This is a genomic window from Psychrobacter sp. P11F6, assembly GCF_001435295.1.
Classification (GTDB): Bacteria; Pseudomonadota; Gammaproteobacteria; order Pseudomonadales; family Moraxellaceae; genus Psychrobacter.
Genome location: NZ_CM003594.1, coordinates 2,789,729 through 2,809,848, shown reverse-complemented (window position 1 = coordinate 2,809,848; position 20,120 = coordinate 2,789,729). Strand labels below are relative to the sequence as shown.

Annotated in this window: 18 protein-coding genes; 13 read left to right on the top strand and 5 right to left on the bottom strand. The window is 42.2% G+C overall.

Going from position 1 to position 20,120, the window contains the following annotated elements:
• Positions 1 to 80: 80 nt before the first annotated feature.
• From AK822_RS11585 to gmk, 3 genes are all read right to left on the bottom strand, one after another.
• The gene (locus AK822_RS11585) at positions 81 to 2,279 is read right to left on the bottom strand and encodes a RelA/SpoT family protein (RefSeq protein ID WP_060491750.1); all 2,199 of its coding nucleotides are present in this window, start codon (positions 2,277 to 2,279) and stop codon (positions 81 to 83) included.
• Between the two features lie 412 nt (positions 2,280 to 2,691).
• Complete coding sequence (rpoZ, locus tag AK822_RS11580) at positions 2,692 to 2,952, bottom strand: DNA-directed RNA polymerase subunit omega (protein WP_045444217.1); 261 nt, start codon at positions 2,950 to 2,952, stop codon at positions 2,692 to 2,694.
• Between the two features lie 197 nt (positions 2,953 to 3,149).
• A complete protein-coding gene (gmk, locus tag AK822_RS11575; protein WP_055124697.1) occupies positions 3,150 to 3,776 on the bottom strand; it encodes a guanylate kinase in 627 nt (208 codons plus the stop codon).
• A 482-nt stretch (positions 3,777 to 4,258) separates the two neighbouring features.
• On the opposite strand from gmk, the gene ispH reads away from it, so the two are divergent.
• The 12 genes from ispH to AK822_RS11515 all read left to right on the top strand — a co-directional run bounded on the left by ispH (position 4,259) and on the right by AK822_RS11515 (position 16,320).
• Positions 4,259 to 5,215, top strand: coding sequence for a 4-hydroxy-3-methylbut-2-enyl diphosphate reductase (gene ispH, locus AK822_RS11570; RefSeq protein WP_045444223.1), 957 nt, complete (start codon positions 4,259 to 4,261; stop codon positions 5,213 to 5,215).
• A 52-nt stretch (positions 5,216 to 5,267) separates the two neighbouring features.
• The gene (locus tag AK822_RS11565; protein WP_055124696.1) at positions 5,268 to 5,513 is read left to right on the top strand and encodes a hypothetical protein; all 246 of its coding nucleotides are present in this window, start codon (positions 5,268 to 5,270) and stop codon (positions 5,511 to 5,513) included.
• 14 nt (positions 5,514 to 5,527) lie between these two features.
• Complete coding sequence (locus AK822_RS11560) at positions 5,528 to 6,346, top strand: thioesterase family protein (protein ID WP_060491749.1); 819 nt, start codon at positions 5,528 to 5,530, stop codon at positions 6,344 to 6,346.
• Positions 6,347 to 6,758: 412 nt separating this feature from the next.
• Positions 6,759 to 8,279 (top strand): catalase, encoded by a 1,521-nt coding sequence (locus AK822_RS11555; RefSeq protein WP_205628087.1) that lies wholly within the window; start codon positions 6,759 to 6,761, stop codon positions 8,277 to 8,279.
• A 275-nt stretch (positions 8,280 to 8,554) separates the two neighbouring features.
• The gene (gene htpG, locus AK822_RS11550) at positions 8,555 to 10,558 is read left to right on the top strand and encodes a molecular chaperone HtpG (protein WP_060491747.1); all 2,004 of its coding nucleotides are present in this window, start codon (positions 8,555 to 8,557) and stop codon (positions 10,556 to 10,558) included.
• Between the two features lie 346 nt (positions 10,559 to 10,904).
• Entirely contained in the window at positions 10,905 to 12,386 is a 1,482-nt protein-coding gene (locus AK822_RS11545) for a C13 family peptidase (RefSeq protein WP_060491746.1), read from the top strand.
• 228 nt (positions 12,387 to 12,614) lie between these two features.
• On the top strand, positions 12,615 to 13,505 hold the full coding sequence (gene fghA / locus AK822_RS11540; RefSeq protein WP_060491745.1) for an S-formylglutathione hydrolase: 891 nt from the start codon (positions 12,615 to 12,617) through the stop codon (positions 13,503 to 13,505).
• A gap of 303 nt (positions 13,506 to 13,808) precedes the next feature.
• Positions 13,809 to 14,090 carry a TIGR03643 family protein gene (locus AK822_RS15210; RefSeq protein WP_372886402.1) on the top strand — a complete coding sequence of 94 codons (282 nt, stop codon included), beginning with the start codon at positions 13,809 to 13,811 and terminating at the stop codon, positions 14,088 to 14,090.
• 110 nt (positions 14,091 to 14,200) lie between these two features.
• Positions 14,201 to 14,893 (top strand): ribulose-phosphate 3-epimerase, encoded by a 693-nt coding sequence (rpe, locus tag AK822_RS11530; protein WP_060491744.1) that lies wholly within the window; start codon positions 14,201 to 14,203, stop codon positions 14,891 to 14,893.
• 120 nt (positions 14,894 to 15,013) lie between these two features.
• Entirely contained in the window at positions 15,014 to 15,391 is a 378-nt protein-coding gene (locus AK822_RS11525; RefSeq protein WP_227676610.1) for a hypothetical protein, read from the top strand.
• Positions 15,392 to 15,511: 120 nt separating this feature from the next.
• On the top strand, positions 15,512 to 15,823 hold the full coding sequence (locus AK822_RS11520) for a hypothetical protein (RefSeq protein ID WP_045444243.1): 312 nt from the start codon (positions 15,512 to 15,514) through the stop codon (positions 15,821 to 15,823).
• 185 nt (positions 15,824 to 16,008) lie between these two features.
• The gene (locus AK822_RS11515; protein WP_045444246.1) at positions 16,009 to 16,320 is read left to right on the top strand and encodes a hypothetical protein; all 312 of its coding nucleotides are present in this window, start codon (positions 16,009 to 16,011) and stop codon (positions 16,318 to 16,320) included.
• 165 nt (positions 16,321 to 16,485) lie between these two features.
• Here the strand turns inward: AK822_RS11515 and rpmG are convergent, their stop codons facing one another.
• On the bottom strand, positions 16,486 to 16,641 hold the full coding sequence (rpmG, locus tag AK822_RS11510) for a 50S ribosomal protein L33 (RefSeq protein WP_045444249.1): 156 nt from the start codon (positions 16,639 to 16,641) through the stop codon (positions 16,486 to 16,488).
• Between the two features lie 133 nt (positions 16,642 to 16,774).
• A complete protein-coding gene (gene rpmB, locus AK822_RS11505; RefSeq protein WP_010201401.1) occupies positions 16,775 to 17,011 on the bottom strand; it encodes a 50S ribosomal protein L28 in 237 nt (78 codons plus the stop codon).
• A gap of 485 nt (positions 17,012 to 17,496) precedes the next feature.
• Between rpmB and AK822_RS11500 the strand changes: the two genes are divergently transcribed.
• A complete protein-coding gene (locus AK822_RS11500) occupies positions 17,497 to 20,007 on the top strand; it encodes an Ig-like domain-containing protein (RefSeq protein WP_060491743.1) in 2,511 nt (836 codons plus the stop codon).
• The last annotated feature ends 113 nt before the right edge of the window (positions 20,008 to 20,120 follow it).

Here is a 20,120-nt window from a genome sequence, read left to right as displayed (position 1 = left end):
ATTCAATGTTCTATTGAGTGAGTGTTGGTGGCAATGTATCACGCGCACTACACCATGCGCACTATACCTTATTACCAGCACTACAGCTGATACAGCCTGATGATGTTTGGGAAACCTAGCAAGGAGCGTAGCTCGCGAATGCCTTGAGCTAGATGATTGCGACTACGAACGATGATATGGATGATGGTGTCACTGCTACGCACATCTACTTTTTCTACCCCTATATTTAATTGGCGTAAATGATAGATTACTTCAGTAATTTGTTCGTCGCTGAGGGCAATAGATAGTTTTAAATAGGCTGGAAAGCGAATTTTTCCGGTATTTTTTATATCATGATCGCCAGCGTCACCTTGTTTTACGGCCTTGTCATTACGCCAGCGCAGTTGTATAACCTGATAAGGATTGTCTTTACGAATATCGTCAAGTGAAAAGCACTTGTGTCGATGAACAACCAGACCGTGACGGGACAAGTGACCGACGATAGGATCACCATAAATAGGATGACAACAATTGGCAAAATCAAGCTCAACCCCAGACGCATTGACTATCAGCTGCTGTGGTTGGGTCATATCATCGCTGTGTTCTTGTGCTTGTAAATCATTGACTTCATCGCTAAACAAGCGAGTTACCACCAGCTGTGGTAGTAACGTACCAGAGCTTATTTGCTCAAATAGTTCGGATTTTTCGGTCAAGCCACGCCATTCAGTGAGGTTTTTCCAATCACTATCGGTTAAGTCATCGAGACTTTTTTGATAGGTTTTTAGCGCCCGATCTAAGGCTTGTTGACCATGGTGTTGCTTATCAGCAGGAGACAAGTCTTTAAACCAACGCAAAATCTCTTCACGTGCTTTATTGGTCACGACAAATCCTAGCCATTCTGCTTTTGGTTCTGAGTGGCTATTGACTTCTATTTCAACCAGCTGCCCATTCTTAACGACTGTGCCAAGTTTGGCTTTTTTACCATCGATATTGGCGCCAACGGCTACATTGCCGACCATCGGTCCGACAGCGTAAGCAAAGTCTAGTGCGGTTGCGCCTTGTGGTAGCTCATAAGCGCGACCCTTTGGACTGTAGCAGATGATTTTACTGGAGTGTAGGTAATCCATCAGCTCATTAATGGTAGAGACTGCCGCTGAAAAGTCTGGGCTATTTTCATCTAAGCTGTCTTCATCGACCAAATCTTTCATATTGCGTAATGAGGCTTGGATAACCGATTGGCTAACGTCTGAGGCATGCTCTGCACCGATAACACCAAGCCGCGCTGCGCTTTGCATTTGCTTGGTCAAAATCGTCACTTTGACGACATCGTTATCGCGCTCATAGATAAGCGTGAGCGACTGATTGCCACCCGGTAGCGGACGACGAATATTATCAGCGATATGAGAGTCATCAATCTGGTATTTTTTAATTAAGTAATAGGCCAGCTTGTCACAGGCTTCGACATTATCGAGGACAATCTCAAAGGCATAATGACGGAGTAGAGCATTGATTTCACCGCGATTGCGGAAAAACTGACGGTAGATGACCACGCGATTGTCTAAAACTTTGACCAGACCATTCAACCCCAAATTATTGAGGACAATACTTAAATAGCGATGGATGGCCTCTCTTTGAAAGTTACGCCCAAGCCCGTGCTGTAGTAGCTTGTCAGACAGTTTGTTGTACATATCAGAATCAAGATTACGATAACAGAGCACCTCGATATAATCGGCAATATCATTAAGACCCATTAGCCGCGCAAACGGCACATAAAAGTCCAACGTTTCTTGTGCTGTAGTGCGTTGTTTTTCGGGGCGTACTGCATCCAGTGTCGACATATTATGTAAGCGGTCAGCAAGCTTAATAATCAATACGCGTGGGTCAGCAAGGGTGGCTGTCAAAATTTTATGAAAGGTAGCTGCTTTGTTTTGCTGTTTATTGTGTGAGGATGATTTTAGCTTAGTCACACCATCGACCAGTCTCGCCACTATTTTTCCATAGCGCTGCTCAATCTGCTCATCGCTCACCTCGGTGTCTTCGACCGTATCATGCAAAATCGCTGCAATAATCGTATCCCGATCCAAACGAAAACCTGCCAGTATCTCGGCCACCGCAATCGGGTGGGTGATATAAGGCTCTCCTGATTTACGCTTATCTTTGATGTGCGCAATATCACCGAACTCACAGGCATCAATAATATCACGGCGTTCAGCAGCAGTGAGGTAACCTACTGAGCGCAGTAAATTATATTGAGCCTCATCGACTAAATGATGGCTGAGTTTGGGTAAGGTTTGACTCATAAAGTAACGATCCTATTTTCCATTACCTGTTTGCCTGACTGTCTATCGGGTAAATGGTGACTGAATAAATGCTGGAATACTATAAATATAAAAAATATCGAGAAAAAAGATAAAAATAGGTAGACCATCCTCTAATTAATCGTAAATCGCATTCAATGTCAACTGCTAAGCGAACAGGTGCTATAAAAATTTAGCAATTCTAACTCAATGGTAGGTTTTCAGGTATAAATGGTGACTAAAACAGTCAAAGCAATATCGCAGCAATCAGCCATTACAACCAAAAAACCACAGCCTATGCTGTGGTCTCTCGTCAATATGTCATCACTGTGTGGATTTGTCTTATAAGGCAGTGGTTAGCTTTATAGGCTTCATACGACAAATCTTCAATGCTGTATCTTAATAATACAGTGTCTTAAAAACCATGATCGCCTGACAGTGCCAAATCTAATGAACTGGTGGCAAAGTTGTGCTCTGGCTGATTTAGGATATCGCGAGTGATTTTACCAGCAGCGATTTCACGCAATGCCAATACCGTAGGCTTGTCATTATCCACATCAACCAATGGTTCTGCGATACCTTTAGCCAATTGACGTGCACGTTTGCTTGCCACTAAAATCAGTTCAAAGCGATTATCAACATTATCCAAACAATCTTCAATCGTCACTCGTGCCATATGTAGCTACCTCGGTTGTTTTTATTAGTCACGGAGCTTGCCCGCTACTCAATAAAAATAATATCAAAATATAAAGGGGGATAGCGAGACATTATAGCATTTTTTGCCCAGCCGCGTAGTTGCTTTTTGCGTGTCTATTAACGTATCTATTAATAAGCGCTCATCGACTGAGTTGACAGTAGTATTTCGTTCTTGCTTTACTCTTCTACTTTATTACTAAGTAAATTGCTGATGGTGCGATGATACCGCTGCTGTTGACGCTTAAGCGTCTGCCTGTCCGCCACGATAATGGCTTTTAGCTCAGTTAAAGCGACCTCAAAATTGTCATTAATAATCACGAAATCAAAATGGACATATTGCGCCATCTCAGTCACTGCGCCAGCCAGACGTTGCTCTATTACCTCCATAGTATCTTGCCCACGCGTCGATAAGCGCTGACGTAAAGTGGCAATACTTGGCGGTAAAATAAAAATCATAATGGCGTCAGTAAAGATTTTTTTGACTTGTAGTGCGCCCTGCCAATCAATCTCTAAAATAACATCGACGCCTGCTTCTAACTGCGTCCGCACGCTTTGCTCCGAGGTGCCATAGTAATTACCAAAGACCTCAGCATGTTCTAAAAACTTGTTTTCACCGATGGCAGTTACAAATTTTTCGACATCGGTAAAATGATAATGGTGACCATCAATCTCGCCGGGACGCGGCGTGCGCGTGGTGTGTGATACGCTGACGGTTAAGTCATTAGTCGTGGCAAGTAGCTGCTTTACCAGTGAGGTTTTGCCCGTACCTGAGGCGGCGGTAATAATAAATAATGAACCTGTCATACAATGTGTCCTAATGGAGTGTGTGCTAGTCAAATCTGTGCGAGTAAAAGAGCGAAAGCTGTTTTAGTAAACAATTCAAAACTGGTAAAAAGAAAAATCGCCATCATGTATGGCGATAGACATTGTCATCGATGCACTATTATAAACTGCTTTTGTGGCTTTTATTTTAATTAAAGCCGCCTTTGACCAGTCGTTATCATCGAAGCGATCTAAAGATGGCATAGGGCAACTTATTATAAATCACATTTTTAGTGCATTAAGTGCAGTTAACGCTGCCACTATGGATAAATACTTTGAACGTATGAATATGTGTGTGCTTCTAGTTAAAACAGCCTCTAGTACCGTGCTATTTTCAAAGGCAATAAAAGTAAATTATGCTAAAGTAGCGTAATGAATTCATCCCAATTTTTGAGTTAAAGCTTTTGACAATAATGTCGTGTATTTAAGCTTTAATAATAAATTATCTAATGATAGGCCCTCTTATGCAAATTTATCTTGCCAATCCACGTGGATTTTGTGCTGGTGTGGATCGCGCGATTGCGATTGTGAACGAAGCATTGACACGTTTTGAACCGCCCATTTATGTCCGTCACGAGGTGGTACATAATAAATTTGTCGTCTCTGATTTGGCCAATCGCGGTGCGGTCTTTGTGGAAGAACTTCATGAAGTGCCAGATGGCTCTATCGTTATTTTTTCTGCTCATGGTGTATCAAAAGCTGTCGAAGATGAGGCTGAACGCCGCGATTTGACCGTATTTGATGCCACTTGTCCGCTGGTCACTAAGGTACATATCGAAGTCGCTAAATTTGCGCAAGAGGGTATGGATGCGGTATTGATTGGGCACGCTGGACATCCCGAAGTGGAAGGCACGATGGGGCGCTTTAACCGTCGCCACGGCGGTCACATTCATTTGGTTGAAAACGAAGCCGATGTGGCAGCATTGAGTGTACAAAATGCCGAACGTTTGGCATTTGTTACCCAAACGACCTTATCTATGGATGACACCGCACGCGTTATCGATGCACTGCGTGAAAAATTCCCTAGTATTCAAGGTCCGCGCAAAGACGATATCTGTTATGCCACGCAAAATCGCCAAGATGCGGTAAAAGACTTAGCTAGTCGCTGTGAGGTGGTCTTGGTGGTCGGCTCGCCCAATTCATCAAACTCTAATCGTCTGCGTGAGCTGGCTGAGCGGATGAATTGCCGTGCGTATTTAATCGACAATGCCAGTGAGATGGATAAAAGCTGGTTGGATGGTGTGCAGAGTATCGGCGTCACCGCTGGCGCATCAGCACCCGAAGTACTGATTCAAGAAGTGCTACAGCAACTGCAAGATTGGGGTGGTGATTTACCGAGTGAGCTATCAGGCATCGAAGAAAATGTCACTTTCAGTCTGCCTAAAGCCTTGCGTATCCCAGTTACCCAAGTGGGTAAATAGATAAGGCTTTGTACAAGACATCTAATAGGTAACGTATAGTAGGTAATGCAAAATGAAAAAGCAAAAAAAAGGATTTGTATTGGCAGAAGCCACTCTCGGTGAGGTTAACAAACAATTGAAAGTGAATCTGTTTGTCATCGTGGTGGTGGGATTCGTGTTAGGCAGTAATATTCTGCATTTTATGCGAGAAAAGAATGTTTTTTATGGCGTATTAATTGCCGCGATGGTCGTTGCATTATTTTTTGTCATTAAGAGTCGACAGGTTCTTAAATTAAAACAACAAGAGCTTATCAAATAAACCATAGGACAGTCATGTCAGCTTATTATAACTTTATCAAACGCGAACAGCGAGAAGACGGCGTCAACGTCGCACATTATCAGCCCACCAAGCATGCCCAAGGCGCTTGGAATGAGCATGAACAGCATATGGCGCCAGCGACAGGATTGCTCACGGCTGAGCTAAACAGTTATGCGCCGCAAGAAAACATGCGTATCGCTCGTATCAGTCTAGATATCTTAGGATTGATTCCACTGGATGACTTTACCATTACCACGCGTTGTATTCGTCCGGGCAAGACCATTGAGCTGATTGAAGCAGTCATGAGCAGTCGCGGTCGTGATGCGATTATTGCGCGGGCATGGCGTCTAATGACCCAAGATACCACCGAGATTGCAGGCATTGAAGACCAAAAAGCGGTACATAAGCCCGAAGAGTTGCCCATTTGGGAAGACATGAAAGGCTGGCCGGGCGGGTTTATTGAAAGTGTGCGCTTGGTCGCTGATGATACGCAGCGTCGCCCAGGACGCGGTATGGTCTGGATTACTAATGATGTGGAGATGATCGAGGGCAAGCCGACTAATGATTTGGTGCATCTATTGGGCATGGTCGATACGGCCAATGGCGTTGTGCCTCGGCTTGGGCTTGGCTTGTCAGAATTAGAATGGATGTTTCCCAATACGGATTTGCAAATTCATATGCATCGCGCGCCCCAAGGTCGCTGGCTTGGCATCGAAGCGGTGCAGCAGTATGGCAATGACGGCATTGGCTTAACGAGCGCCGTGTTGCATGACATCAATGGCCCTTTTGGTCGTAGTGAGCAAATATTGACCATTCGTCCGATGCCGCGTTAATTGCTCTGTGGTATTTAATTAAGCTCTATTTGATATGGTCAATTCGCTTTAAAAAAGTGATAGCAAGGCTGATAGAGAGTGCTTGCACTGTTAATATTTATCGTTGTTAATAACAACCATCCTAAGGAATAAAGTATTTGGATGAGTAGAAAACAAGTTAAGTGGTTCTGAAAAACAAAACGAAAGCATGTAATTAATTAATTATACAAATCAATGGTAATGGGTTGTAATAGTATCTAACCACAGAACATGACTGTCATTAGACATTACTATGAAAAAAACAAACCGTTTTTCGAACAAGCTGACAACTATTCTGGAACTATTAATAGAAGCGTATTCAGAATAGGTTTTGTACTTTAATCCATTTGCTATTCACAGGAGTATGACTATGAGCAACGACATAAACAACGATATGAGCGATAAAAAATGCCCTTACGCACCGACCCAATTGACCATGGGCAATGGCGCACCAGTGGCAGACAATCAAAACAGCATGACCGCTGGCAAACGCGGCCCATTATTGGCGCAAGATGTTTGGCTCAATGAAAAGTTAGGAAATTTCGTCCGTGAAGTGATTCCAGAGCGCCGTATGCACGCCAAAGGTTCTGGCGCATTTGGTACTTTTACCGTGACCAATGACATCACTAATTATACCCGTGCGGATATCTTTAACGAAGTGGGTAAACAGACTGAAATGTTTGCGCGCTTTAGTACCGTCGCAGGTGAGCGCGGCGCGGCTGATGCCGAGCGCGACATTCGCGGCTTTGCTTTGAAATTCTACACCGAAGAAGGTAACTGGGACATGGTGGGAAATAATACACCTGTGTTCTTCTTACGTGATCCGCGCAAATTCCCAGATTTAAACAAAGCGGTCAAACGTGATCCACGTACCAATATGCGTTCGGCGACCAACAACTGGGACTTTTGGACTTTATTACCTGAAGCCTTACATCAAGTTACTATCGTTATGAGTGATCGCGGTCTGCCAGCCTCGTACAGAAATATGCATGGTTTTGGCTCGCACACGTATAGTTTTTGGAACGAAGCCAAAGAACGTTTTTGGGTAAAATTCCATTTCCGCACGCAACAAGGCATTAAGAACTTGACCGATGCAGAAGCGGCAGAGGTGGTTGGTTCTGATCGTGAGAGTCATCAAAAAGACTTGTACGATGCCATCGAAAATGGCGATTTCCCAAAATGGAAAATGTATGTGCAAATCATGCCAGAAGCTGAGGCGGATACCGTTCCTTATCATCCGTTTGACTTGACCAAAGTATGGCCAAAAGGTGATTATCCACTGATTGAAGTGGGTGAGTTTGAATTAAATAAAAACTCTGACAACTACTTTGTCGATGTGGAACAAGCTGCATTTGCCCCAAGTAATTTGGTACCGGGTATCAGCGTTTCACCAGATAAAATGCTACAAAACCGCTTGGTTAACTATGCTGATGCTCAGCGTTATCGTGTCGGTGTCAATCACCAACAGATTCCGGTAAATAAGCCGCGTTGCCCTGTGATGAGCAATCATCGTGATGGTCAAGGCCGTGTCGATGATAACTATGGCAGTCGCCCGCATTATGAGCCAAACAGCTTTAGCCAGTGGCAAGAGCAGCCTGATTATGCTGAGCCACCATTAAAAATTGACGGCTATGCGGCGCATTATGATTTCCGTGAAGATGATAGCGATTATTTTAGCCAACCTCGCGCATTGTTTAATTTGATGAGTGCTGAGCAACAACAAGTGCTATTTGAAAACACAGCGAATAATATGGCTGGTGTGCCGGACTTTATTCAATATCGCCACATTCGCAACTGTAACTGGTGTGATGCCGCTTATGGCGCAGGTGTTGCCAAAGCACTAGGCTTAACGGTTGAAGATGCGATGAATGCTCGTGAGTCAGATCCAGCGCTGCATTTGCCTAGCTGCTTATAATCGATAGATCTATCTAAAAACGTATTACTAAATCTATTTGCTAAACCTATTATCGATATAACGACACCGCCTTAGGAAACTAGGGCGGTGTTTTTGTTGAATTGTGCTTTTTAGCTTGAAATTTTCTGCTGCGCCCCTATTAGTATAAACAGCTTAGCGATATTCGAAATTTTAGCGATATTCGAAATTGAACTGCTTAATTTGTAGCTGAGTAGAGACAGTCAAATGATTGCTATTTTATGATACGTTTTTGACATAAATTAAAGGAGTTTTTTATGAGTGAACAGACCCCAGTTGACAACCAAAAAGTTGATAGCATCAATGTTAATAAAAGCAGCCCTGAATTAAAAAAACATACCTTTGAGGCGGAAGTAGCGCAACTGCTACATCTAGTGACCCATTCGCTTTATTCTAATTCTGATATCTTTGTGCGTGAGCTGGTTTCAAACGCCTCTGATGCCTGTGATAAATTGCGCTTTGAAGCGACCAATGATGACAGTCTTTATGAAGACGATGGCGAGCTAAAAATTCGCATTGCTGTCGATGAAGATTCCAAAACCATCACCTTTACCGATAATGGTATCGGCATGAACGAAGCTGATGCCATCGAAAACTTGGGTACGATTGCCAAGTCCGGTACCAAAGCATTTTTAGACAAGCTGTCTGAATCACAAAAGCAAGATGGTCAATTAATCGGACAGTTTGGGGTTGGCTTCTATTCAGGTTTTATCGTTGCTGACACGATTAGCGTCGAATCACGCAAAGCGGGCGAACCTGCGGATAAAGGTGTACGCTGGGTATCTGATGGTACCGGTAGCTTTACCGTTGAGCCTATCACGAAAGAAACTCGTGGCACCGCCATTACTTTGCATTTAAAAGAGCAATATAGTGAGGGTGAAGACAGCTATTTAGACCGTGGCAAAATTAAGCGCTTGGTCAATAAATACTCAGACCATATCAGCTTGCCGATTCAGATGCGTAAAGAAGTTTGGCAAGAAGATGTCAAAGAAGATGAGAACGACGACGCACCTGCTAGTGGCGAGATGGTATTGACCGATGAATGGGAAACTATCAATAAAGCCAGCGCGCTATGGACACGTACGGCATCTGAGATTGAAGATGAAGAGTATATCGATTTTTATAGAAATATCACCTATGACATGGATGCGCCACTAGCATGGACGCATAACCGTGTCGAAGGTCGCGTTCAGTATACGCAGTTATTGTATATTCCGAAAAAAGCCCCTGTCGATTTGTACACTCGTGAGCAGCAGCATGGTCTAAAGCTATACGTGAAGCGCGTCTTTATTATGGATGAAGCTGAGCAATTATTGCCAATGTACCTGCGTTTCGTGAAAGGGGTGATTGATTCAGCAGACTTGCCATTGAACGTCAGCCGAGAGCTATTACAAGAGTCGCGTGATGTAAAATCAATCCGTGATGGTAACGCGCGTCGTATTTTGACTTTGCTAGCCAGTCTAGCCAACAGTGAAGACAGTGATAAGCAAGAAAAATTCGCGCAGTTCTACGCTGAATTTGGTGATGTCATCAAAGAAGGCGTTGGCGAAGACATGGGCAATCAAGAACGTATTGCCAAATTGCTCCGCTATGCGACCAGTACTCAGGATAGTGTGACGACCAGCTTTGAAGACTATAAAGCGCGTATGAAAGAGAGTCAAAAAGCCATTTATTATCTAACAGCTGACAATCTAGCGGCTGCTAAAAATAGCCCACAACTTGAGCTGTTCAAAAAGAAAGGCATCGAAGTTATCTTGATGACTAGCCGTGTTGATGAGTGGGCGATGAACTTCTTGACCTCATTTGATGAGACACCGCTACAAAACATCGCCAAAGGTGCCGTTGATTTGGGCGACTTGCAAGACGAAGCCGAAAAAGCGGAAGCTGAAAAAGCGCAAGAAACCATGAAGCCAGTCGTTGATAAACTTAAAGCAGCGTTAGGCGAACGTGCCAAAGACGTTAAAGTATCGACGCGTTTGGTTGATAGTCCTGCCTGCCTAGTCGTTGGGGAAGGTGAGCTATCACCACAAATGATTCAGATGCTGAAGCAAATGGGTCAAGATGTGCCAGAGAGTAAGCCGACGTTAGAGGTCAACCCTGATCATCCATTGATTAAAAAGTTAGAGACTAGCGAGCAATCTGACGTCGATTTTGATAAATTGGCGCAAGTAATTTTTGACCAAGCGTTGTTAGCAGATGGCGGTCAGTTAGATGATCCAGCCGCTTATCTAAAACGTGTGAATGAGCTTTTGATGAGATAGTAGTGAGTCTTTGATACAGTCATTATTGAGAAAAAAGGAGGTCTTGGATTCAAGATCTCCTTTTTTATATGTTCTTAGCCAAATTTAAGCGAATTTTACAAATCAGCCTTATCCTCTTGACCGACAATCCGTTACAATCGCGTTATATTAGCGAGCTAAACTGTTTAGTCATATTTTTAGTCTTTGCTATTCGTCTCTTAAAATCATCTCATTGTGAATTGCATGTAATCTTGATGTCCATATGCTATATAAAAAATGTGAATTAATGACATTTCGTAGGTAGCTGCCACACCAAAAATCATCATCAACTCACTTTCTTTTCTCGACTGGCTAGAGGTTTAAGTCTTTGTCACTTGCGTCGTTAAAAACCGTATCGCTTCAGCGTTTTTCGCTCAATTTCGCTGCCAATATTATTGCAACCTTGTGGATGCTAGTGGGGTCGACGCGCGCGTTTTCTTGGGTAAAACCTACCTTTATCCAGTTTGCCGTATTTGCACTATTGGCACTCGGTAGTAATGTACTGTTTTCTTGGTTAGCCGCGGAAAATGGCAGTATCTTTAATGAGCAAGGGTTGGTCAGCTACTTGATTTGGCCGATGATAATTTTATTGGGCGGCATCATTTTGGCACGGCGTTCTGGCAATCAAACGTTGGTGTTTGTGCCCGTGGTATTGTGGTTAGTGGCTGATACCTTATCTGCATTATTACAAAGTTTGGTGCAGTTTTTGGGCAGTTATGGTTGGTTGCCAGATTGGAGCTATTCACTTTTACCCATACTGTTTTTGGTGCTGTTTTTATGGCAGACCTTGGCGTTATTATGGATTTTTTCTCGTCGTCTACGCATACCGTGGTGGGAGCGGGTCATTGTATTGGTAGGTGCAGTCGCACTGTTGACGATTTGGCAGCGTAATGTCGCGGACCAGCCTATATTTAAGCAGATTCCTGTAGAGCCTGTTTTAGCAGAAGCAGCATTATATGAGCAACCTCGTTTGTTACAGCAAGCATTAAATAGTATCGATCCCAGTACTTCAGGCAAGACCGACTGGTATTTTATGGGTGTGGCAGGATTCTCTGGCCAAGATGTTTTTCGCTCTGAGATTAATAAAGTGCGTGAGCTATTCGATGTGCGTTTTGGCACTAGTGGACATTCACTCTCGTTGATCAACAATACTTATAGTTGGCTTGATGAGCCAATCGCTACCAAAACCAGCATTCTGCGTGGATTAAAGAAAATTGGTCAGCAGATGAATGCCGATGAGGATGTGTTATTCCTAACCTTGTCTTCACACGGCAACGAAAATATCATTCAATTAGCAAATCCACCATTAGCAATGGAGAATCTAGACGCCGCATGGTTACGGGAGGCGCTAGACGCTTCAGGTATTCGCTGGCGGGTGATTGTGGTATCTGCCTGCTATTCAGGCTCATTTATCGATGAATTGGCCTCTCCAACCACGGTGGTGATTACCGCATCAGCGGTGGATAAGGCATCGTTTGGCTGTACCAATACTGCTGAGATGACCTATTTTGGGCAAGCGTTTTTTGCTGAAAGCCTGCGTAGCAATACTAGTTTTGAATCTGCCTTTAAAGATGCCCGTTTGCGTGTGAATGAGCGTGAAAGTGCGATGGGTTTTGAACCATCAGAGCCGCAGATGGTGATTGGTAGTCTGATGGAGACTGCTTTGCCAGCATTTGAACAAGTATTGTTTGATAAAACTCGACCACCAGTCGCCAGCATTATTAATGACAGTGATTCTATCGCCATTAATATCGCAGAGGATAGTGCTTCTGGTCAGCCAGTGGCTAATACTGCGATCACTGCCAATTAACAACTAACAGTAAATCCAAAACCCGCAACCCAAAAATCACGATGAGCCGTATTAAGCTCGTTCAGTCTAGAATCTGTAATACTGACACTCGCTTTCCTTACTACTTTAATTCTTGTGAATGGTATAATGATTGAGTACTAAGTGAGTTTGGAGAAGTACTAGTATTACTTTACCAATGCTTTTTATAAGTCATCGTGTACTTTACTTTGGATAAAAAGGATGTCGCTTATGAACAACTCTTATAAACACAGTTTATCTACCAACTCAAAAATCACGCAGATCAGCGTCAACCGCTGTTTCGATGGTGAGCAGCATTACTATAGCCATCAATCATTATCGACCAAAACGCCGATGACCTTTAGCATTTATCTGCCAGATGAAGCGCTTGCTGGTCGTCGCTGCCCTGCGATTCTATACTTATCAGGTCTCACTTGTAATGCTGATAACGTCACCCACAAAGCGCATTTTCAGCAAAAATGTAGCGAGCTTGGTATGATATTTATCGCCCCTGATACATCACCTCGAAGTAGTGATGACAGCGATGTGCCAAACGACGACCGCTATTTTGTCGGTCAGGGTGCCAGCTATTACGTCGATGCGACGCAAGCACCTTGGTCAGAGCATTTTAATATGCAAAGCTACATCGTTGATGAGTTATATGACTTGTTACGCTCAGAATTTCCTATTGATAGTATCGGCGTGACAGGGCATTCGATGGGCGGTCACGGAGCATTACTATTGGGCTTTAAGTTTCCAGGCAAGTTTGTGAGTGTCTCAGCTTTATCGCCTGTGTGCGCGGCCAGTGAGTCGGCATGGGGGCAAGCCGCTTATACAGAATACTTCGGCGATGATAAATCTCGATGGGCGCAGGCAGATGCTGCGCAGATGATTGAAAAATCAGGGCAGCAGTATGCAAGTATCTTGGTGGATCAAGGCGCGGCTGATAATTTTTTAGCAGAGGGTCAACTGCAAACCACCCAATTGCAACTCGCTTGTGACAAAGCCAATCAGCCCTTAACCTTGCGTTATCAGGCAGGTCACGATCATAGCTACTATTTTATTCAAACGGTGATTAACGATCATATTGAACATCACTGGCGTATGGCGCAAATGAGCTAAGTCCAGTATTAGAATGATGATCTGATCGATAAATTGACAGACAGTTACGCTGATTATTTAGTCAAGCGTACTTATTGATATAAAATGAAAGTTGACTGAATATCTGTTAAGCATCTTTAAAGGTAAGGTTTTATGGTAAGTAATCTGACAGCATTAGTAGTCGATGGTTTGGCTTGTAAGCAGCAAACCGTTCAGTCATCGCTTGCGACCATGCAAGCCGATATGACCGCGGCTCTAAAAAATAATCAGCATGCTGATATTAGTACTGAATCAAATGACAGACAGACACGTTCAGATGAGCTTATCGCAACTGTAGTCAATGAGTCGGGTGATAAAGTGCTAGATGACGCGCAAATCTCACGAGTAATAGAAATGGCGTGGGAGGACAGAACACCGTTTGCGGCGATAGAGCATAGCTATGGTCTCAATGAAGCAGGCGTGATTAAGCTGATGCGCCAAACGCTAAAGCCGTCATCTTTTCGCTTATGGCGTCAGCGTGTCAGTAATCGCGCGACCAAACATCAAGCTAAGCGAGGCTTCGATGTCGGTCGTGCTTATTGCAAAACCCAGTATAAGCAGCGCTAGTGGTTTGAGTTCTTAATATTATTGCTTTAAAGGCTCAGTTTTTTAAGCCAGTCCTTAGTTTCTTTTTATTTTATTCGTATTTTATTTCAACAGAATCAGGTAGCTTAACTATGATTATTCCTTCTAAACCTTATCTTATCGCTCCATCAATACTCTCAGCTGATTTTGCACGTCTAGGTGAAGAAGTTGAAAGGGTGTTGGAATCAGGTGCTGATGTGATTCATTTTGATGTAATGGACAACCATTATGTACCCAATCTCACCTTTGGCAGTATGATTTGTAAGGCGCTACGTGATTATGGGATTGATGCACCAATCGATGTGCATTTGATGGTCTCGCCAGTTGACGGCATGATTGAGCAGTTTTTGGAAGCAGGTGCGAGTGTTATCACTTTTCATCCAGAAGCCAGTGGGCATATTGATCGCTCTTTACAACTGATCAAAGATGGCGGTGCTGAATGTGGTTTAGTATTGAATCCAGCAACGCCATTACATTATTTAGACTATGTGATGGACAAGGTAGATCAAATTTTATTGATGAGCGTCAACCCAGGTTTTGGCGGTCAGTCATTTATTGAAGGGACGTTAGAAAAAGTGCGCCAAGTCCGTCAGCGCATCATCACCAGTGGTCGTGATATCAGATTAGAAGTAGATGGCGGTATCAAAGCCAGTAATATCCGAGCCATTGCCGAAGCGGGTGCTGATATGTTTGTGGCAGGGTCGGCGATCTTTAGCCAAGATGACTATAAAGTGGCTATTGATGCTATGCGTGCTGAGCTGGCTTTGGCTAATGGTAACGAATAACCTCAGTCTTATGTGATTGGTAAATACGTTGATCAGTCATTTTCGTCATAAAAGAATAGTAGCAAAATGTGCTGTATAACGGATAACGATGCATAACGGCAAGTTACGTAAAGGTGAAATATGGACACAAAAAACTCAATCAATTCGTCAGAATCACCTGAGTCAGAGCAAAGCACTGAGCAGCCAATTCAGAATGAGACACAGCAACGCAGCTTGGTGCCAAAGGGTATTACTATTGGCTTGGCTGTATTTGCCTTGGTTCTAAGTCTGGCGGGTTACGGCTTTCGCCTAATGGTCGGTGATGATACTGGTGAAGTATTACGTCATGCTGCGGTCATTGTGCCTGCATTTATGTTGGGCATTCCCCTGTTTTTTTGGCTAGGTTCGAAAATACTTAACAAAGTTAAAGGCATGCATATAGAGAGCTGGAATGCTATTAGCTTGGGCTATTTGACATCTTGTATATCGATGCTATGGTTGATGGGTACTTACAGTTAGAGTCTTATGAGCAGAGATAAAGCTGTTTGGTAAATAGTGCATTGCAATATTTATGATAGGCTATTTTTATACAATTTTTAATTATTAAGTCACGCGCTACAAGCGTGACTGGAATTTTACATGAGAATCATACCGACCAAGATTGCCAATATCATCTATCCAAAAGACCTACCCAATGGCTTATTCACCAGCTTAATTATCGCCTGTTTGCTGCTAGGACTGGCATCATTACGTAACGGTACTGATTTACAAGGCTGGCTCAATGTCATCGAAAACTGGCTGCTTATGCTGTTGATATTTCCGACCGCCACCGCCACTGTAGCCTTACCGTTTAAATATCGAGATCCGACATTAGAGTTAAAGCTCATGTACTATCTCGGTATGTTTGTTGCCTTCTTATTTACTGTGGCAAAATTACGCTACTGGCGCTAATACTATCAGTGATAGCACACCCAAAGAGCCTTTATGTAGAAGACTTATGTGACAAGCCTTGAATTTCAAGACCAAAGCGTCCATTGTATGACTAAGATAGTTTTACCCGTATTACTGTAAAACAATAATGTTGCGGTGCGCGATTTTTCTTGCAAGTATTAGACGGGACAATGAGGAACCAATTCATGCCATACGATATCGATAATGATATAGAAGTAGATAACGAAAGTACGGATCAATTTGCAGGATTTGCCAAAGAGACTACCCTTGAGTTGGTAGAGGCAGAAGATGGTCGCTTATTGTTACGTGACGCGGAACAAGACGAAGCGCCGCTGATGACCATTGATTTTTCTGAAAAGCTTAAAGAGCTGCTCGGTAGTGACACCCAAGCGATAGGTCAGCATATGATTCATGCCGCGATTCAGGTCATTATGCAAAAGCAGATGAGCCAATGGCATGCGCATGTTTATGACAAAGAGCCGACGCACTATAGTTAGTGATGAGCTGGGTTACTGTTAAGCTGGTTAGTAGTAGTCAATTAAAATAATCATCATAAAAAGTAGCAAGCATAAAAAAGGGTATATCAATTGATATACCCTTTTTTTTCAAATAACTTCTATATAGAAAGTATTTATGAAAATATATTCTATAAATTATAGCAATTATTTGATCTTAGCTTCTTTAAACATCACGTGCTGGCGAATTTTTGGATCGAATTTCTTCATTTCCATTTTGCCAGGCATAGTGCGTTTGTTTTTAGTAGTGGTGTAGTAATACCCAGTACCAGCTGTTGATACTAATTTAATTTTATCTCTCATGATAGCTTTCCTGTAAATGAGGGGTCTTCAAACGATAGGTACGGATCTAAAATATTAAGTAGCTACATAAGATGCAGCAGAAAAGCAGCTTAAATGACGAAAATTATCGAGATATTAAGCTGCCAGTCTTAACTTATACTTTTTGACCTTGTGCGCGCATATCTGCTAACACTTTATCGATACCAAGTTTGTCAATAGTGCGCATACCTTTGGTAGACACACGTAGACGTACAAAACGATTTTCAGACTCTACCCAAAAACGATGGTTATGAAGGTTTGGTAGAAAGCGACGACGGGTTTTGTTGTTTGCGTGCGAAACATTATTACCCACCATAGGGCGCTTTCCAGTCACTTGGCAAACTCGAGACATGGCGAACTCCTAATCTATGAGGTATGAGTTTTTCTCATACCAGTCTGGGCAAGTTGCACGTTTTTGCGGCATGGACACAGCAAGCGGCAGCTTTGCACCAAACAAAACTATATGAATGTTGAGTTGATATTGCTGTTATCTAAAGGCAAATAACAAGCGTACCAATTCAGAAAATTTTAAAGCCGACATTTATACCATAAAAGTGATGAATACTCAAATATTTTTATGATTATTGTCGATCTAAAGGATGGCTATTATACCCTGAAATTCACTGGCTATGTTGTTGATTATTTAATAGTAAAAATTAATTTTTAGTTGTAAGTTATGACAAAAGTCAGTAAAGTTGCTGTTATATATTTAATACAATCTGTTAATACAACGAGTGTTAATGTAAATCTATGTATCATTACCAATCTATTATGATTCTGTGTAATGATTTTTGTTTATTTGCTCGAATAAATTACTGCTGACGCGGAGTCCAAAACATGTCATATAGCTCATTACCTTTTACCTCTAAATTATTTCAGCTTACGGCGTTAACAATATCACTAACTCTAGCTGGATGTGGTGGTGGCGGTGATACTGTGGATTCTGTTGCACCAGCGCCTGATATTGGATTGGTTCCAGTAGTTCCTGATAATCAAAATCCTGGTGATCAAGGTTCAGGCGATCAAGAAGAGTCAACGATTAAAGCAAGCGAAATATACATATTATCTAACTATACTAGTATTAACGTAAATATGGCAAAAGACACTTCTATAAAAATAGAGGCGCTTATACTAGATGAGAATAACGGTGTGTTAGACAATAAGACCGTTACCTTTAAGATCACTGATCCTAAAGCTACAGGGCTGTTTAGCACTTCTAGCTCTAGAGTTGTTACTGACGAAAAAGGTAGGGCAGTTATTGAGCTGCAAGCAACAAATAAGTTGACTGCTGCTCAAAGTGATTTCCTTATTAAAACTGGTTTAACAGTAGAAGTTAGCGTTGATGGCATTCAGCAATCTATCACCCTATTCGGAAAAGAAAATAATACCAATACTCAAAAAGATGATGTTTATGATGTGTTTATTTCATCTGATAAAACTGAGTTATTGACCGGTGCAGATACAGCAACAGTAAATATTAGAGTTACTGATAAAAAAGGCGGTATTGTTGCAGGTGTTCCTGTGATTATAGGCATCACTGATGCTGCATTATATGGTTTGTCTCTAAGCAGTCCTTCTAAGCAAGTCACTAATGAGCAGGGGCTTATCGCTGTTCAGCTAGTACAGAGCAGAGTAAGTATCGACGCTCAATTAAATCATGAGAGTCTACTAACCATCGTTGTTGATGATGAAAAGAATAGTATCGTTGAGCAAAGTTTTCCTATTATAGTGTCAGGTACTCGTGCGAGTAATGTGGTGTCTTCCAAAAACATAGTAAGTACAGGAGAGAATTTCTCAGTATCTGGGCAAATTCTTGACGGTGCAGCGAAGCCTATCAATCGTGCAAATGTAGTGTTATATAATAATAACGTAGAAGTAAGTACTGGTAGTACTGACAATAATGGTAATTTTAGATTTGATTTAAACTCTGCTACGTTAAAAACTTCAGATGATGACAGTTATGTATTTAGTCTTGAGATTAAGGGTACTGAGAGTAGTCAGCGTATTTCTAATATATTGACGGTAGGATCTACTGTCAGCTCAAGTATGAATTTTGAACAAATTACTGATATTAAAGTTAATAATAGAACGAAAGTAACGCTTAACGTCCCAGATGGAGCGAATGGCGAAAGCGTAGTTATCATCACCAATAAAGGTAAGGTTTTTGCAAGTATGGGAGAAGCGCAGACTGCAGGTAGCTCTCGTCGCATATTAACCGTAACGAATAAAAAGGTTGAGTTCTTCATCGAATCAAGTGTGCCTGATAGCGCCACGATAACAGCAACACATAGAAGTGTAGGACAGCCAGATAATACTAAGCAAACTGTACTAAGCTTTGTATCAGTTAGCCCAACTAAATTGCTATTACAGACTGAGCGTTCTGTTCTTAGTGTTGGCGGCGCTACTGAAGTCATTGCTCGTGTATTGGATGCCAATGATGCGCCAGTCAAAAACGCCATCGTACAGTTCACGACGATCAAAGATTCTTCTGGCGGTAGCTTAGGCCAAGGGGTTGCTTATACTGATGCAAGTGGTTTGGCAAGGGTGACCTATAATGCCGGCCAGAATCCAACTCAGACCGATGGCGTAATCATTGAAGCCGAGGTAAATTTCCTCCAATTGCCAGACAAGACTGAACTCAAAGTAAACGACCCAGACAAAAATCTTAGAAAGACTACAGAAATTTCTGTACAAACGAAATCAACATTTATCAGTTTTGCTTTTGCGGATAAGGTTTCTGCTGGTGAGCGTCAGGTCTATTATTTCCAAAAGGGTTCAATCAGTGTCCTCAACAGTACAGGTAAGCCAGCAATTAATCAGCCAGTATCGATCAACTTGAACCCTAGCAGCTACATAAAAGGTGAGTTTTTTGTTGGTATAAATCAAATACTTGATAAAGTTTGGGATCGTCGTGCTCTTTTGTTCCCTATAGTTACTGATCCAGCAGCTGACAGATATGGCTTTCCTGTTTCTTGTAATAATGAAGACACCAATAATAATGGTATCTTAGATATTGGAGAAGATGTTAATGGGAATGGTCAATTAGATCCTATCAACGTCGCAGCAGTGCTCGATAAAGATGGCAATGAAGTAAACTCTAGCCAAAACTTTAATTTTACTACTGACCAATTTGGTAAAGTTGATTTCTCGATACGCTATCCAAAAGAGTATGCAGAATGGTATAAAGCAAAAGTTACCGTTAATACTAGCGTAGATGGTAGTGAGTCACAGCAGTCTCGTACTATAGGTTTCCCAGTTCTAATAGATGATGTTGATATTAGTGAGCCAATACGTCCTAACTGGGTTAGTCCATTTGGGATTTACAATACTTGTTTTGAAGCCAACTAGTAGTCTTTTCTAGTATTAAAAACCCCCAACCACGCGTTGGGGGTTTCGTATTTATAACCTCAATAACGAAATACAACCAACTCAATCAGCAAAGTTAGGTAAAAGCGATTAGA